At 45.1% G+C, this 15275-nt stretch carries 15 protein-coding genes; 12 read left to right on the plus strand and 3 right to left on the minus strand.

The genetic code is table 11. The features are described from left to right. Positions 1 to 175: 175 nt before the first annotated feature. The 6 genes from RTR76_RS15150 (at position 176) to RTR76_RS15175 (ending at position 7951) form a co-directional block, all read left to right on the plus strand. Positions 176 to 697 carry a flavodoxin family protein gene (locus RTR76_RS15150; RefSeq protein WP_312522093.1) on the plus strand — a complete coding sequence of 174 codons (522 nt, stop codon included), beginning with the start codon at positions 176 to 178 and terminating at the stop codon, positions 695 to 697. Further along, entirely contained in the window at positions 694 to 2100 is a 1407-nt protein-coding gene (gene hutW, locus RTR76_RS15155; protein WP_312522094.1) for a heme anaerobic degradation radical SAM methyltransferase ChuW/HutW, read from the plus strand. The genes RTR76_RS15150 and hutW overlap by 4 nt, the downstream gene beginning before the upstream one ends. Before the next feature lie 187 nt (positions 2101 to 2287). Then, positions 2288 to 3250 carry an ABC transporter substrate-binding protein gene (locus RTR76_RS15160; RefSeq protein WP_312522096.1) on the plus strand — a complete coding sequence of 321 codons (963 nt, stop codon included), beginning with the start codon at positions 2288 to 2290 and terminating at the stop codon, positions 3248 to 3250. Positions 3251 to 3271: 21 nt separating this feature from the next. Then, on the plus strand, positions 3272 to 5197 hold the full coding sequence (locus tag RTR76_RS15165; RefSeq protein ID WP_312522224.1) for a TonB-dependent receptor: 1926 nt from the start codon (positions 3272 to 3274) through the stop codon (positions 5195 to 5197). A gap of 1 nt (position 5198) precedes the next feature. Further along, positions 5199 to 6107 (plus strand): ChaN family lipoprotein, encoded by a 909-nt coding sequence (locus RTR76_RS15170; protein WP_312522098.1) that lies wholly within the window; start codon positions 5199 to 5201, stop codon positions 6105 to 6107. A gap of 98 nt (positions 6108 to 6205) precedes the next feature. Beyond that, positions 6206 to 7951, plus strand: a complete 1746-nt coding sequence (locus RTR76_RS15175; protein WP_312522100.1) for an ABC transporter ATP-binding protein — start codon at positions 6206 to 6208, stop codon at positions 7949 to 7951. A gap of 2 nt (positions 7952 to 7953) precedes the next feature. On the opposite strand, the gene RTR76_RS15180 is transcribed toward RTR76_RS15175, so the two are convergent. Both RTR76_RS15180 and RTR76_RS15185 read right to left on the minus strand, forming a co-directional pair. Beyond that, positions 7954 to 8412, minus strand: coding sequence for a hypothetical protein (locus RTR76_RS15180; protein ID WP_312522102.1), 459 nt, complete (start codon positions 8410 to 8412; stop codon positions 7954 to 7956). Continuing rightward, positions 8412 to 8750, minus strand: coding sequence for a YtrH family sporulation protein (locus tag RTR76_RS15185; RefSeq protein ID WP_312522104.1), 339 nt, complete (start codon positions 8748 to 8750; stop codon positions 8412 to 8414). Before RTR76_RS15185 ends, RTR76_RS15180 begins: the two co-directional genes overlap by 1 nt. Before the next feature lie 187 nt (positions 8751 to 8937). Between RTR76_RS15185 and RTR76_RS15190 the strand changes: the two genes are divergently transcribed. Both RTR76_RS15190 and RTR76_RS15195 read left to right on the plus strand, forming a co-directional pair. Continuing rightward, positions 8938 to 9297 (plus strand): arsenate reductase family protein, encoded by a 360-nt coding sequence (locus RTR76_RS15190; protein ID WP_312522106.1) that lies wholly within the window; start codon positions 8938 to 8940, stop codon positions 9295 to 9297. Between the two features lie 38 nt (positions 9298 to 9335). Next, entirely contained in the window at positions 9336 to 9791 is a 456-nt protein-coding gene (locus RTR76_RS15195; RefSeq protein WP_312522108.1) for a GNAT family N-acetyltransferase, read from the plus strand. A gap of 47 nt (positions 9792 to 9838) precedes the next feature. Here RTR76_RS15195 and RTR76_RS15200 read toward each other — a convergent pair whose 3' ends face one another. Beyond that, positions 9839 to 10417: an ECF transporter S component gene (locus tag RTR76_RS15200; protein WP_312522110.1), complete on the minus strand. Its 579-nt coding sequence runs from the start codon at positions 10415 to 10417 to the stop codon at positions 9839 to 9841. A 348-nt stretch (positions 10418 to 10765) separates the two neighbouring features. On the opposite strand from RTR76_RS15200, the gene RTR76_RS15205 reads away from it, so the two are divergent. The 4 genes from RTR76_RS15205 to RTR76_RS15220 all read left to right on the plus strand — a co-directional run bounded on the left by RTR76_RS15205 (position 10766) and on the right by RTR76_RS15220 (position 15267). Further along, on the plus strand, positions 10766 to 12367 hold the full coding sequence (locus RTR76_RS15205; protein ID WP_312522112.1) for an ABC transporter substrate-binding protein: 1602 nt from the start codon (positions 10766 to 10768) through the stop codon (positions 12365 to 12367). 89 nt (positions 12368 to 12456) lie between these two features. Beyond that, complete coding sequence (locus RTR76_RS15210; protein WP_312522114.1) at positions 12457 to 13461, plus strand: ABC transporter permease; 1005 nt, start codon at positions 12457 to 12459, stop codon at positions 13459 to 13461. Continuing rightward, positions 13458 to 14324: an ABC transporter permease gene (locus RTR76_RS15215; RefSeq protein ID WP_312522116.1), complete on the plus strand. Its 867-nt coding sequence runs from the start codon at positions 13458 to 13460 to the stop codon at positions 14322 to 14324. The genes RTR76_RS15210 and RTR76_RS15215 overlap by 4 nt, the downstream gene beginning before the upstream one ends. A 13-nt stretch (positions 14325 to 14337) precedes the next feature. Continuing rightward, positions 14338 to 15267, plus strand: a complete 930-nt coding sequence (locus RTR76_RS15220) for an ABC transporter ATP-binding protein (RefSeq protein WP_312522118.1) — start codon at positions 14338 to 14340, stop codon at positions 15265 to 15267. Positions 15268 to 15275: the final 8 nt, after the last annotated feature.

A 15275-nucleotide genomic window follows, 5' to 3' on the forward strand; every position in this document is an offset into this window, starting at 1 on the left:
GCTACAAACAGGCTGAATGCTTATAATGAATAGAGAGTGTGTACGGCAGCAATATTAGAAAAGACTTGGCTTGCACCAAGTCCTTTAGGACGCAGGTGGAAGCCTATGTCGTTCTTATGCACAACAATCAGAAAGTTATACTTTCTGATAAGATAAAAATAAAGGAGAGATTTTTATGAAAACGTTAATTGTATACTCCAGTTTAACCGGCAATACCCGTCAGGTGGCTGAGGCTGTTCACGAGGTTTTCGGACTAGCGGCTGATTTGTTTCCTGTCGAGCAGGCGCCAACGGGTGAAGGCTATGATTTGGTTGCAGTTGGTTTTTGGGTTGACCGGGGAACGGCAGACAAAAAAGCGCAAGAATATCTTGCCGGTTTGCGCAATAAGCAGGTTGCGTTATTTGCAACGTTAGGTGCTTACCCGGATTCAGAGCATGCTGCTCAAAGTATGAACAATGCAGCTGCCTTGCTTGATGAGAGCAACCAGCTTACAGGAACTTTCATCTGCCAGGGGAAAGTAGACCCAAGACTGATCGAACAGTTCAAGAAGCTGCCGGAAGGGCACCCGCACGGTCTGAACGCCGAACGTCTGGCTCGCCATCAAGAAGCTGCCAAGCATCCCGATAGTGTCGATCTGGCTAAAGCCAAAGCGGTATTTAGTGAAATTAAAGGCAAGCTGCAAGGAATAACAGTATGAAGCATACAAGAATCTTTCAGGAAATACTCGATACCATGGAGCCTGATATATTTGCGCTGGTTGTCGGGCAGGAAACGAATAATCCCCTCCAGGATGCCTTCTCTACCAAGCGGGTTTTGCATGCTGATGTCCGGGGAGCTATGCCCGACCGGGCGAAATGGCCTGCTTTATGGCAGGCGGCGCTAGAGCAGCGAGGCGAGACAAAGAAGCGGTCCGCTTATATCCATATCCCCTTTTGCTTAAAGAAATGTTTGTATTGTGGTTTCTTCCAGAACTATTGCCAGGATGATGCGGAAACAGCTTATATTGACCGGCTGGTTGCCGAGTTAAAAATGAATGCTGCCAGTCCCGGCTTTGCCGATCCGGTTAATGCCGTATTTATCGGCGGTGGCACACCCAGTTCTCTTTCAGCAGCTAATGCAGGGCGGATGCTGCAAGCAGTAAAGGACTACCTGCCGCTGGCTAACGACTGCGAATTAACACTGGAAGGGCGTATTTACGACCTGATACCGGAGAAAATGGAAACCTGGCTGGAGCAGGGCGTAAACCGTATCTCGCTTGGCGTGCAATCCTTCGATACGAAAGTACGACGGGCCGTTGGCAGACTTGATGACCGGGAGACGGTCTTAAGGCGGCTGGAGGCGTTGTCTGCTTATAATCAGGCTGCCGTCATTGTCGATCTGATTTACGGACTGCCTTTTCAGACTCCTGAAGTGTGGCAGGAAGATATTGCGACTCTAAAGACTGCAGCAGTTGACGGCTGGGATTTGTATCAGTTGAATGTCTATGAGAACAGTGCTCTCAAAAAAGAGATTGATGCCGGACGTTTGCCTGCAGTTGCAACCATCCGCGAGCAGGCTGAGCTATTTGCTGCCGCTCATAATACGATTTCAGGCTGGCCTGTTTCGCAAATCAGTGTCTGCCATTGGGCCAAAACCAACCGCGAGCGCAATATGTATAATATTATGGCCCAGCAGGGGCACACGATGCTGCCCTTTGGAGCTGGAGCAGGCGGGAAGGTCGGCGGTTTTTCGCTGATGCAGGATCGGGACATGAGTCGTTATATGCAGCGGATTGACAACCAGGAGAAGCCCATCATGATGATGATGGCTGCTCATGAATCGGTTAGTCTTCATGATGCTGTTAAAAATCAGCTGAAACTGGGTTATCTTGACATTGGGCAGCTTGCTGAAGACTTTGACCCCCGTCTTAGTGAACTGGAAGAATTGCTGGCAATATGGGAAAAGCGCGGCTTACTGCAGCGCGGGTCCGGTATCAGCCGGCTAACGGTTGCCGGTCAGTTTTGGTATGGCAATATTACGCAATCTGTACTGGAATGCGTCAACACGTTGCTCCATGGAGAACGTTCCTGGACAATGCATAAGGTGGCAGCTCAGGGCTAATGGAAAAAGGTAAATAATAGAAAAAAACATTTAAAATACAGTTGACATTGATAATCATTCTCACATATAATAGTGACAAGCGGTTATACCAACAAGTAAATATTGATAAGAGAGCCCAGAGCTCCGTTGCTACCAAACAAATAGCACGGGGTTTTTATATTTTCTTTGAAGTGAGGTTTTACATAGGATGATCAACAGAATTTCAGGTGCCGTCATTGTCATTTTACTGCTTGTAGGGGGATTCATGCTGTACAGTCAGGATAGCCGGGAGACAATGAAAAATGAAACCGTTCGCCTTGTTACTGATAGCGCGGGACGTCAAGTTTCCATTCCGGCTCATCCTAAGAAAGTGGTTGCTTTGAACGCTTCCAGCATTGATTTGTATGTATCTGCAGGCGGAAGCCTTGCCGGGCGGGCAGCGACCGAGACGCTGCCTCCCGATGTTAAGGCGGCTGTGCAGCAGGTTCCTACCGTTGGGTTGACGCCTAATCCTGATTTGGAGAAGATTGTCGCTATGAAACCGGATTTGGTACTGGCGGCCAATATTCCCTACCACCATGCGCTGGTGCCTGTATTGGAGAAGGCTGGTATCCCCATTCTGCTGCAGACGATGGATAATTACCAGCAAATATTGGATACCCTTCGCTTTTATGGCGAACTGACGGGGCAGACGGACAAAGCCGCCAGCCAAATTGCGCAGATTGAGAAACAGTACCAGACTGCAGTGCAGAATACGGCAGGAAAACCGGCACCTAAGGTCCTTGTCTTATGGGGGACGACCGAAAGCTTCAGCATGGCCTTGTCCAGCAGTTTTACAGGTGATTTGGTCAAACGCCTGGGAGGAATCAACGTATCCGATCAAGCTGATAAAAATGGCGCTATGGCCGGTTATGTACCTTTAAGTCTGGAATTTGTGGCAAAAGCAAGTCCTGAAGTTATTTTATTTATTACCCACAGTTCGGATGACAAGGTGGAGGAGAAGTTTAAGAATGAACTGGCAGGCCATCCGGCCTGGCAGGGAAGTCTGGCTGTCCGCCAAAATCGCGTGCACAAATTGCCGTACCAGTTGTTTGCAGTCAATCCCGGCACTCAGGTTGGGAAAGCAATGGAAGTATTGTCAGGTCTGCTCTATAGCAGTGAAGCCAAATAGAAAGGGAGTTTTAAAGTGAAAATGACAACCAGCCGGAGAAAAAGTAAGATCGCCTTATTAAGTCTCAGCATTATGACCGCCCTCAGCATGCAGGCTTATGCTGAAGAAGAGCAGTTCCAACTCAGCGAAGTGGTAGTGACTGCTACAAGAACCGAGCGGGATGTGAAAGAAACCCCTGCGGCTGTGGAGGTCATTGACCGGGAAGCATTGGATAAACTGGGTGCAAGAAATCTATTAGATGCGCTGCGCTTGGCGACAAGTGTTAACGTAACATCTACTATGACCGGTAATGGAATATCCGTACGGGGTATGGAGAGTCGTCATGTACTGATTCTGGTTGATGGCCTGCGTTTGACGTCCGAAGGCAGCCAGGCCACTGGCAACTCATTTGAGTGGCAGCGGATTAATATGGCGAATGTTGAGCGAATAGAAATTGTCAGAGGCTTGTCCAGTTCTCTATATGGGTCAGAGGCTTTAGGGGGAGTTATTAACATTATTACGAAAAAGCCGGGCAAGGAAGAAATCACTCTATCCTATAGTCCTTCGCGTTATAGTGATGATACGGGACTTGGAATTGATCAGTTTGCCATGCATTACGATGCCGGGAAAAAAGGACCGTTCTCTTATGGATTTACGGTTGGACGTTCGGAGACTGATGCCTTGCATAGACCGGGAGAAGTAAGTACTACTTACAATGGTACCCGTGATTTTTATAACTTTGCTGCCAGTTATGAATTATCTGGTGACAGGCAGTTGGACTTTAAAGCCGATTACCTGAAAGAGGACATGGAAAATATATCAAAGGTATCAAGCGTATTTAATCATTTTTTCTATGATAATACGAGAAAGTCAGCTAGCTTAGGGCTAAGGGGTAAACATGACAGGGGTGATTATGAAGTTCGCACCTATTTTGGACAACAAGATAAGCAGCAGGATTACCGGAATCTAAATACCAATGTCTATTATCCGGAATTAGACCTTTCCAAACGCAAAACCTGGGTACTGGAAGGCCGTAATACCAGCCAGCTTGATGAGCGTCATGTCCTGACATCAGGAGCTGAGATGCGTACGGAAAGTTATGCAGGCACTCGCCTAAAAACAGGCAAATCCAGTATCGAGTACACTGCTCTCTACATACAGGACGAGTATCAAATCAATGACCGATGGCTGATTCTTCCTTCACTGCGCTATGATGACAGCAATAAATTTGATAGCAATGTAAGTCCTAAAATAGGTGCCACTTATAAAATGAACGATAATTCGCGGCTGAAATTCAATGCTGGCAAGGGCTATCGAACTCCTAGCCTTGATGATATGTACATGCGGATGTATATGCAGCCGATGAGCGGTATGCCGGCCTACATCAATGGCAACCCTGACTTAAAGCCGGAGGAATCGACGAACTATGAAGTGGCTGTTGAAGGGGAACGCGGCAAAGCATTTGCTAAAGTAAGCTATTTTAATAATGATGTAAAAAATAAAATTACATCCACAGTGATAAAAGCTACTCCTCCAATGGAGATGCAGTACATCAATATCGATAGAGCTGAGATTGAAGGAATGGAGTTGGAGTTCGGCCAGCATCTTACTGATAACTGGCTAATAAAAGTCTCCTATACTCAGTTGGATCCAATTAATTCAAAAACAAAAGAGCAGATAGTGGGGACAGCTCGTAAGCAAGGGACTATTCAACTTCACTATGATGACAATAAGCAAAATGGTATAAGCGCAGCCTTATGGAATTCATGGTCAAACGATTTTTATCAAACAGACTCTAGTAATGTTAAAAGAACATATTCTTTTAATACTTGGAATGTATCCGTTACCAAAGAGTGGAATGAAAATTTCCAAACCTATATAGGCGTTGACAATATCTTTAACAAAAAAGTGTATGATCTAAATATTTGGGGATCGCTTCTTCGTGTCGGCATGACAGTGAAACTATAAGATGCAAATAGTAATTAAGCGTGTCCTACTCACAATTTTGGGACTGGTTATTTTGTTTAGCCCAGTGGAAGGTCAAGCCGCTGCTTGTCAAGTTTATGACACAGTTTCTGGTTCCCGGCTTACGGTAGATGCTATTAGTCAAAAAATGAACAACTATGATGTCGTGGTATTCGGCGAATACCACGACAATCAGATCCTGCACAGCCTGGAAGCGGACCTGCTGACTGGAGTTTATGAGCAGCATCCTAATGTGGCTGTATCATTAGAAATGTTCGAACGGGACAATCAGCAGATTCTCAATGCCTATTTGGCAGGGCGCGTGAGGGAAGCTGCATTTCTGGAGCAATCGAGGCCCTGGCCCAATTACAGGAGTGATTACCGGCCTCTTATCGAGTTTGCCAAAGAAGAGGGGCTGCGGGTACTTGCCGCCAATATTCCCCGCTCTATAGCGGCTCACTATGCCAGACGGGGAACATTGGACGGTATTGACGACACTCTGCTTCCACACCTGCCGCGCATACACCGTGCTCCTGACGGCGAATACCGGCAGCTGTTTTTAGCACAGATGCAGGCTATGAGCAATAAACACAGTGCTATGCCGGTGACGGATAGTCAAATGGAAGCTTTCTATCGTGCCCAATGCCTGAAGGATGATACGATGGCAGAGAGTATTGTAGACCATCACCGCCGCTATCCGGATAGGAAGATCATCCATTATCAGGGGGATTTCCACAGCCGCTATCGCTTAGGCGTTGTGGAAAAGCTGCAGGCTTTGGAGCCGGAGCTGAGAATACTGGTGCTTACTCCCGTTTATGTGGAAGAGTTTAAACAGCTGCCTGAACAGGCCCGGAGCTTACAGGCAGATGGCGATATCGTGATATTTGTAAAGAAAAAATCCGCTTCCTCATAGAGGGGCGGATTTTTCTGTTTAACCAGATTTTGCATCCAGTCGATTTATTGTGGTAAGATATGACTATTAAAACGGAGTTCTCTAAAACGGAGGTTTTTATGTCTATCTGGTCAAAATTCTTTCAATATTATAAGCCCTACCGGTGGCTTTTTTTTACTGATTTAGCTTGTGCATCAGTAGTTTCCCTAGTAGATATTACCTTTCCGCAAATTCTCTACTTTCTTACCCATGGTGTTTTTACCCGGAGTGCGGAAGAGATAAAGCAAGTGTTAAGTATGGTTGCTTTTGGCATGATTGCGTTGTATCTGCTCCGCTATGCGTGCCAGTATTATATTACTACCTGGGGACACATCATGGGAGCTAGGATGGAAAGTGATATGCGGCAGGATCTGTTTGATCACTACCAGCGGCTGTCGTTTTCCTATTATGATCGCAACAATACCGGTGAAATGATGTCTAAGCTGGTTTCGGACTTATTTGATATTTCGGAGCTTGCTCATCATGGGCCGGAGAATATTTTTATCTGTACGTTAAAGATTGTTGGTTCCTTTGCCTTGCTAATGCTGCTGAATGTCAAAATGACATTGATTCTCCTGGCAGTTACCTTGTTGATGGTCTGTTTTAGTATTTATAAGAACAGAAGAATGAAAGCTGTTTTTATGGATAACCGTAAAAAGATTGCCGGAGTGAATTCACAGGTACAGGACAGTCTTTCCGGTATTCGTGTTGTCAAATCCTTTGCTAATGAAGACCTGGAACGAGAAAAATTCTGCACGACTAATTTGGAGTTTTTGGATTCCAAGGTCAGCAGCTACCGTATTATGGGCAGCTTTCATGCAGGCAACGGCCTCTTTCAGGGTTTATTGTATACGGCAGTTTTGGTCAGCGGCGGCTATTTTGTTGCGGAAGGTACGCTTCAGGTTGCCGACCTGGCAGTATATGCGTTGTATATCGGCATTTTTATGAATCCGATTGATGTGTTAATCAATTTCACAGAGCAATTCCAGAAAGGGTATTCCGGTTTTAAACGTTTTATGGAAGTGGTGAATACCGTACCGGAAATCCTGGAAAAACCGGATGCGTTGCCGCTGCAGAGCGTAAAAGGCCATATTGTTTATCAAAATGTTTCCTTCCGGTATAATCAGGATACCCAAGTACTGGACGGTGTTAACATTGCTATTGAGGCCGGAAAAACAGTAGCACTGGTGGGGCCTTCAGGCGGTGGTAAAACAACGCTTTGCTCCATTTTGCCGCGTTTTTATGATGTAAGCGGCGGGGCAGTGCTGATAGATGGTCAGGACGTGCGGGATGTAACGCTGAAATCACTGCGCAGCGCGATTGGCATTGTACAGCAGGATGTGTATATGTTTGCCGGTACGGTACGGGATAATATTGCTTATGGCAAGCCCGATGCTACTGAGGAAGAAATCTTTGAGGCGGCGAAGAATGCAAATATCCATGATTTTGTTGTAAGCTTGCCCGATGGTTATGACAGTTATGTTGGCGAGCGGGGGACACGCCTGTCGGGAGGGCAAAAGCAGCGGATTGCGATTGCCCGCGTATTTTTAAAGAACCCCCAGATTCTGATTCTCGATGAAGCCACATCGGCGTTGGATAATGAGAGTGAGCGCTACATTCAGGCGTCCCTGGAACGGCTTTCGAAGAACCGTACGACAATTGTTGTGGCCCACCGGCTTAGCACTATTCGCAATGCCGATGAGATTATTGTTATTAATCATAACGGAATTCAAGAACGCGGTAATCACGAAGCGCTGCTGTCCCAAAACGGGTTGTATGCCAAGTATTACAACATGCAGTTTGAAGGGCTGGATGAGCTGGAATAGATTTAATTTTTCAGTAGGGATGCAGTGACCCAAATCTTCAGTATATCGGAAATAACGATCTTACGGACGGCCAGTTTGAAATGACGGTCATCAAACCGGACAATCCGGTTATCAATCACACCGGTTATTAGATCAGGGTTGAGAGTGCTAACTTCTTTACCGAACAACATATAGTATTGTTCTTTAATATGGTTGGCTAAAGCGGCCTTATCCAATTGATCGCCTTCATATAGCAGGTCAACTTCAATTTTTTTTATAACAGGACCTTTTTGCTTGGAAGATACCTCCAGTTTTTCCAGTCGGGCATCTTTTTCCTTGATGGTGGTTTGCAGCGTTTTGATTTGCTGATAGGAGGAGTCCAGCTCATGGCCAGTATAAGTTGTTACAAGAATAGCGCCTAACCAGAGGCCGCCTAAAAAACCGGTCAGAAGAAAAAATAAATATGGTTTGTGGTTAGCCATTAATCGCTCCATGCCTGGCCGCAGCGCTTAATCAGCATAATAAAATTAAAGCCGGCATTTGCCCCGGCCAGTGCAGCCAGGACATAGGCAAGCTCTTTGGCAACAGAGCGAATATCACCGCGAAAGAAGCCCTGGTCCAGTGCCTCGATGGATTGAAATGTTCCGCCCAAGGCTACGGCTACGGCCCAGATCTTTAAAGAATCTGCAACTGTTACCATCGTTTTAACCGGCGGATGGTGGCTGATAACTGCTGCCAGCCCTGCAAACAAGCTTGCGCCAACCATGACACCCAATGCAATAAAAAAGTTTATGATTAACGTACTGATAAATGCAGTCATATTAGACCGGTTCCTCCCCTATTAAACGCCTATGGTTATATATAGTCACTGGGGAAAAATCCATGCCTAACTAATCACAACGAAACTCTTTCCGGTCTTGAATACTGCAGGAGTTTTACTGTTAGGTTAGAAATAATTGCTTACATACTATCGTTGGAGAATCAGTGCAGAGGAGGAAGAGCAGTATATGAGTAAAAAGTTTTTGTTTATTTGTTACCCGAAATGTACGACCTGCCAAAAGGCGCAAAAATGGCTTAATGACCACGGTATTGCCTATGAACAGCGCAATATTAAAGAACAGAAGCCTACTGAAGACGAGTTGAAGGAGTGGTGGACCAAAAGCAAGCTGCCGTTGCGCAAGTTCTTTAACACAAGTGGATTACTGTATAAATCCCTGGCCTTGAAGGATAAACTGCCTGCTATGCCTGATAATGAGCAGCTTGCCTTGCTGGCAACAGATGGAATGCTTGTAAAACGGCCAATTCTCATATCAGAAGATCACGTATTAGTCGGATTTAAAGAACAAGAATGGGAAAGCGCCAAGTGAGAGCGGTGATATCTCAATAATATTAAGGAGTGATTCTCTTGGATATTAAGCTTGATGATTTAAGCGGGGACAAAATAGCTGCTTTTATTGGAGGCCATCTCCAGGAGCTAGCTCGTCACTCTCCGCCGGAAAGCAGACATGCGCTAAATCTGGATGGCTTGAAGAAACCGGATGTTACTTTTTGGAGTGCCTGGGAGCAGGGGGAGTTAGTAGGGTGCGGAGCACTTAAGGAACTGAATGGACAGTATGGAGAAGTAAAATCTATGCGTACCTCTTCCGATCACTTGCGAAAAGGGATTGCAAGACAACTCCTTAGCTGCATCATTTCCGAAGCGAAAATGCGAGGCTACCGGCGGCTGAGTTTGGAAACCGGCGCTATGGCTGCATTTGAGCCTGCTAGAAACTTGTATTTAAGCATGGAATTTCATTACTGCGAGCCCTTTGCTGATTATAAGGAAGACCGTAACAGCGTATTTATGACAAAAGAATTATAAAAAAGAGCTTGCTTCAAATAATACTATTTTGAAGCAGGCTCTTAGTGTTAATGCAGCAGGTGGGACAGTTTTTTGTAAATCAGAATCGTAATGAGTGATACCAGCAGGCCCTTCAGGATATTGAAGGGGATAATTGCGAAAACAATAAAACTCTTCAGGTCAATGATGTAGGGATTGACGGCATGGCCCATTTTGACAACAGCCTCACCGGGGAAATTGAGCACTGCCTGATAGAGTGGCAGCAATACCCAATAGTTTAGTGCTGCGGCGGACAGTGTCATAGCAAGAGTGCCGAAGGCCAGTGCAAGGATCGCTCCTTTGCGGCTCTTGTGGCGCCGGTAAATAAAACCGGAGGTTAGTACTAAAGCGCTGCCGACTAAAAAATTTGCTAGTTCACCAATACCTGCAGTTTGAGAATTAGTCAAATGCAACAGATTTTTGAGCAGCATGACCCAGAAGCCAGCAAGCGGTCCCATAGAAAAAGCGCCAATAATAGCGGGTATTTCACTTAAATCCATTTTTAAAAAGCCGGGCATAAATACGATAGGAAAGTCCATCAACATGAGAATGATAGCGGCACTGGCTAACACTGCTGTCCGGGTCATATAAATAAATGGCGGTCGCACGAGTGTGTTCCTCCCAACGGGATCATGGTTTTATAGGGCTCATTATACTTTTTTTTGACAAACAACGCAATGCTTGTCAACAAAGATACGATGCGGGAACCTTTACACAAATAATTTTAACTGTTATAATTTAACATAAATGAAATTGTGAAGATTTTATAATATGACAGAAGTCATATGTACGGATAACTAGTCAAGTATATCAATACATATAACAGTGAGCAGTGGTATGAAGCCATTTGGGGCAGTGCGTCCTGTGGTTTCATGCCGCTTTTTTTGCGGAAAAACTGCGAAAGAGGCGCGTGGAACATGGGTAACAGGAAAGGCAAAAAAACAGGGGAGGCAAGTATGAAGAATAAAAAAATCGCATTCATTTTAATCGTTGTATTCCTCTTTACATTAGCTGGTTGTGGTAAAGCAGATAAGAGCGGAGCTGCTACAACGGCTAAAGACAGTGTTGTGATTGCCATGGATGCCGAATCAGAACCGCCTGCAGGTTTTGATCCAATTATGGGCTGGGCGGCTGGTGAGCATACACATGATCCGTTTATCCAAAGTACGCTGCTTGTTACTAAAGATGATATTACGATTGGCTATGATCTGGCTAAAGAGTATACGATTTCGCCGGATGGACTTACCTGGACGTTTAAAATTCGTTCTGATGTGAAATTTACGGATGGAGTGCCACTTACGGCAAAAGACGTGGCTTTTACCTATAATAATGCAATGAAGCAGGTAACCGAGACTGATTTGTCTATGTTAAAATCTGTAGAAGCGATAGATGATACGACTGCTGTTTTTCATTTCAATACACCTTATTCCGCATTTGCCTATACGGCTGCAGTTGTGGGCATTGTTCCGAAGCACGCTTACAATCCCGCAACCTATGGCAAAAATCCGATTGGCTCCGGCCGGTATATCCTGAAACAATGGGATAAAGGCCAGCAGGTCATTTTGGAAGCAAATCCTAATTACTATGGCGAAAAACCAACAATGAAGAAAGTTACGATTGTCTTTATGTCGGAAGATGCGGCTTATGCGGCAGCTAAAGGCGGACAGGTAGATGTGGCTCATACAGCTCCGTCTTATACAGTAAATCCAATTAAAGGATATACAATCCTTTCGTTTAATACTGTAGATATTCGCGGACTTAATCTCCCTACTATTCCTGCAGGCAATAAAACAGTGCCGAAGAAAAATGGCGAGACCTATCCTGCCGGTAATAACGTGACTGCCAATCTGGCAATTCGTCAGGCGATTGCCTGCGCGATTGACCGGGAGTCCATTGTTAAAAACGTATTATACGGCTATGGTTCGGTAGCCTATACAGACAGCATTAATGAGCCATGGGAAAATGAAGCCATGAAAGTCCAGTATGATCCGGCAAAAGCAAAAGCCATCCTGGAAGCAGACGGCTGGAAGTTAAATAGCGAAGGCATTTATGAAAAAGCGGGCTTAAAAGCCGAGTTTGATCTTCTCTATATTTCATCAAACTCTGTTCGGACCGGCATAGCGATGGCTGTAAAAGAAATGCTGAAACAAGTGGGGATTAAGGTAAATCCAGTAGGCTCAAGCTGGGATAAAATAGCAACCTTATGCTATGAAACTCCCCATGTTTTTGGTGCCGGATTGCATTCGCCTACTGGTGTTAGAAGCCACTATTATACCGGTAAAAACTTTGCCTCTTACTCTAATCCAAAGGTAGACCAATACATCGATCAGGCATTAGCCGCCAATTCTGTGGAAGGCTCCTATCCTTTATGGAAAAAAGCGCAATGGGATGGTACAACCGGTGTTACGCCGCAGGCTGATTCTCCCTGGGTGTGGCTGGTGGAAATCAAACACATTTATTTTGCTAAGGAAAACCTGAATGTAATTGATAAGAAAATTCATCCTCATGGTTATGGCTGGACAATTGTCAATAATGTCCATCATTGGTCTTGGAAGTAATCTATCGTCGTAGGTTTTGCACTATGGTACAGAGAAAATCAGTGTTCTCTGTACCATAGGCTTATTCATTTGTAAAATGAGGTAGTTTAATGGATATACGATCCTGTTCCGGTATATTACAATATGCCGGAAAAAGTATTATCAAGATACTATCATTGCTAATTGCGGTGAGCATTCTTTCTTTTATTCTGGTTTCAGCATCGCCGGTTGACCCAGTCCGGGCCTATATTGGTGAAGTTGGTATGGCTAATATAAGTGCGGAAAATCTGGCTAAGCTTGAAGCTTATTTTGGTTTGCATACACCGCCAATCGAAAGATACTGGAATTGGTTTACTGATTTTATTCAGGGAAATATGGGGACATCGCTGCTTTATCGTCAACCTGTTGCCAGTGTTATTCATGTTAAGTTTATGAATTCCATGCTGCTCATGACGACTGCCTGGATTTTATCGGGTGGGTTAGGGTTTGTTCTGGGAATAATCGCGGGTCTCTATCGAGGACGGTGGATTGATAAATTCATTAAAGGCTATTCCCTGCTTATTGCCAGTACGCCAACGTTTTGGCTGGCATTGGTTTTGTTGATGGTGTTTTCTGTATGGCTGCAGATTCTGCCTATTGGCTTGAGTGTGCCGATTGGGGTAAATGCTGCAGATGTTTCCATCCTTGACAGTATAAAGCACTTGATATTGCCTGCTTTAACATTGAGTGTAATCGGAATTGCCAATATAACGCTGCATACAAGGGAAAAAATGATTGATATCATGGGTGAGGATTATATCCTGTTTGCCAAAGCAAGGGGAAAAAGCAGATTCTCTATTATTCAGAGTCACGCTCTCCGCAATATTATGCTGCCAGCTATCACCCTGCAATTTGCCTCTATTAGTGAAATTTTTGGCGGTTCTGTCCTGGTAGAACAGGTTTTTTCTTATCCGGGCTTAGGAAAGGCAGCTGTTTCTGCCGGATTAAGCGGTGATGCCCCTCTATTGCTAGGGATTGCTGTAATCAGTGCTGCATTAGTGTTTACCGGTAATTTTATAGCCAATCTTTTATATGGCATGATTGACCCTAGAATAAGGCGGGGAAGCGCACTATGAACAAGCTCGTTTCTGCCACTGTTTTGCAGAAATATCAAAGAAAAAGTTTCAATCAACGAAGCCGGAGCATTGCCTATTTAACGTTTGGCAGTCTGTTTTTAGCAGCAATTACGGTAATCGGTACTTTGGTAGGAGAGATCGCAATAACAACAAACTTTACCCAAAAAAATCTGCTGCCTCAAATGTCTCATCTGTTTGGCACTGACTGGCTGGGCAGAGACATGTTGTCCCGTACTTTGAAGGGGATGTCTGTCAGTATTTATATTGGACTTTTTGCTTCTACTATCAGCGCCGTTATCGCAACCATATTGGGCGCGGCAGCTGCAACCTTAGGGAAAAAAGTAGATGCGGTGATCACCTGGTTTATCGACTTAGTCATGGGCATTCCTCATCTTTTGCTGCTTATTTTGATTTCTTATGCCTTAGGAAGAGGTACATTCGGTGTCATAGTCGCTGTATCGATCAGTCACTGGCCGGTTTTAACCAGAATCATCCGGGGAGAAATTCTTCAGCTAAAAGAAGCAAATTATATCAAAATTGCGGAAAAGCTGGGACAAAGTAAAATGAAAATCGTGGTGCGCCATATGCTTCCCCATGTCTTTCCGCAATTTCTGGTTGGCTTAGTGCTGCTTTTTCCCCACGCTATTCTCCATGAAGCCGCGCTTACCTTTTTAGGCTTTGGCCTGCCGCCTGAACAGCCCGGTATTGGCATTATTTTGTCAGAAAGCATGAAATATTTAGCGCTGGGAATGTGGTGGCTGGCACTTTTTCCTGGAATGGTCCTGCTCATGACCGTTATGCTGTTTGATTTGATTGGCGATAGCTTGCGCAAGATGATTGACCCCCATAGTGCTCAGGATTAAGGAGGTAACCGGCATGAATAGTAAAACCATTTTGCAGATAAAAAATTTGTCGGTTGCTTTTACGCAATATGAGCAAGGCTTGCGGCAGATTGAATTAGACGTAATTCGTGATTTAAATGTTTCCGTACGTGAAGGAGAAATCGTTGCTGTAGTTGGATCAAGCGGCTCGGGAAAAAGCCTGCTGGCGCATGCTGTTTTGGGTATTTTACCGCATAACTGTAATGCGGTGGGAAATATTTGGTTTGAGGATGAATTATTATCTCCGAACCGTATTGAGGAGCTGCGTGGCAAAAAGATTGTTCTGGTTCCGCAAAGCGTGACATATCTTGATCCTTTGGAAAAAGTCGGCAGCCAAGTGCGGAGAGAGCGAAACGAGGAAAGTGTTCGCAAAAAGCAGGAAGCGTTATTTGCTTTTTATAAACTGCCGGAAAACACCGGTGAACTTTATCCCTTTGAGCTATCAGGCGGTATGGCGCGAAGGGTGCTGCTTACCACAGCAATGATGGAAAATCCTCGCTTAATTATTGCAGATGAACCTACGCCCGGTCTGCATTTAGAAGCGGCAAAAAAAGCCATGCGCCATTTTCGGGAGTTTGCCGATAAAGGCAATGGAGTGCTCCTTGTGACGCATGACATTGAATTGGCGTTGGAAGTAGCTGATAAAATTGCTGTTTTTTATGCAGGAACCACTGTTGAAGAAGCTCCGGTAGCGGACTTTCAATCTGTTGATACACTTCGACATCCTTATACGAAAGCGTTGTGGCGAGCTTTGCCGCAGAATGGGTTTCATCCCTTTCCAGGGAACCAACCTTATGTGAAAGACAGGCTCGAGGGGTGCCCTTTTGCTCCCCGGTGTCCTCAGCTTACGGCGGAATGTGAAGATAGGGCTATTCAGGAACAGACGATACGCCTCGGAACGGTTCGCTGTATCCATGCAGAGTGAGGAGCGGG

This window comes from Anaerospora sp., from assembly GCF_032013335.1.
In the GTDB taxonomy this organism is placed as follows: domain Bacteria; phylum Bacillota; class Negativicutes; order Sporomusales; family DSM-15969; genus Anaerospora.